The sequence below is a fragment of the Methylobacterium sp. BTF04 genome, assembly GCF_010692745.1.
Taxonomy (GTDB): Bacteria; Pseudomonadota; Alphaproteobacteria; order Rhizobiales; family Beijerinckiaceae; genus Methylobacterium.
In genome coordinates this window covers 1-1,084 of sequence record NZ_JAAHTB010000191.1, presented here as the reverse complement: position 1 = coordinate 1,084, position 1,084 = coordinate 1, and the positions used below count along the sequence as shown (strand labels likewise).

The following is a 1,084-nucleotide window of genomic DNA, read 5'->3' as shown; positions in this document are numbered from 1 at the left end:
TTGATTATCTCTGCATGGTTTGCTGGGGCCACCAGTGGAAGAGGGTGTTGTCCCGCAGGGTGTCTGGATCGGCTTCGAGGTCTCGGCAGCGTTGCTCGATGCGCTCTTGGATATCGGCCGAGCGGTCGAAGTGCCGGTTGACGATGGGTTCGTCGACGAGCCGCCAGAGATGCTCGGCGGGCTGCAGCTCGGGTGTGTAGGGCGGCAGGTCGATCAGCCGTAGGCCCTCGGGCACGCGCAGGCCGGTCTCCGTGTGCCAGCCGGCACCGTCGAGGAGCAGGATGATGGTGCGTTGCTCGCCCGCACCGGCCTCGCGGGCAAACAGCGCGAGCAGGCGCTCGAAGAGGGGTTTGGAGACGCCGTTGCCGACATACCAGTGGCTCTCGCCCGTGGCGGGCGCCACCAAGGCGGTGACGTAGAGCCATTCGTAGCGGTGGTGGCCGAGGGCGATCGGCCTGTGCCCGCGCGGTGCCCACACCCGGCGCGTGACCGGCTTCAGCCCGATGCGGTGCTCGTCCGTGCAGAAGAGCGCGACCGGCCGGCCAGGGTGACGCGCTTCTTCTTCGGCGAGAATCGCGGCGCGTTTTTTTGGAAGGCGGCCTGTGCCTCGGGGCCGGCCGCGGCCGGGTTCTTCGGGCGCGGCGCCTGAATCGACCAGCCGATCGCCTGCAGGGCCTCCCGGGCGCGCTGCGGGTAGACCGAGACCAGACCGAGTTCGGCCGCCATCCAGGCGGCGATCTTGGGCGTGCTCCAGGTCCCACCATCGGACGGTGGCTCCGCCAGGCGGGTCCGCAACTTGTCCAGAAGCTCAGGGGTCAGAAGCCGCGGAGCTGTCCCGTTGCGCCGCCGCCGGTCACCCAGCGCATCGGGACCGAACTGGTTGTAACGGCTAGCCAATTGCTCCAGCCAGCGCTGCACGAAGCCGGTCGCCGCCGCGACTTCCGCCAATGGCTTGCCCTGTGCCAGCAGCCAGATCGCCTGATAGTGCCGCCCCGCGCAGGCGTCGTCCCCCGTTCGGGCCCGCCGGCCTAGTTCCGCGACACTCAGGTGATCGACGATGTGGGCCATGTCCGCCTCCATGAGA

2 protein-coding genes are annotated in these 1,084 nt (G+C 69.0%); both read right to left on the bottom strand.

What is annotated here, in order from left to right; translation table 11 throughout:
- Window positions 1-4: 4 nt before the first annotated feature.
- Window positions 5-574 (bottom strand): IS630 family transposase, encoded by a 570-nt coding sequence (locus tag G3T14_RS24255; protein WP_163645016.1) that lies wholly within the window; start codon window positions 572-574, stop codon window positions 5-7.
- A partial coding sequence (locus G3T14_RS24250) for a helix-turn-helix domain-containing protein (protein ID WP_204263053.1) occupies window positions 496-1,084 on the bottom strand: 589 nt, incomplete at its 5' end. The genes G3T14_RS24255 and G3T14_RS24250, both read right to left, overlap by 79 nt.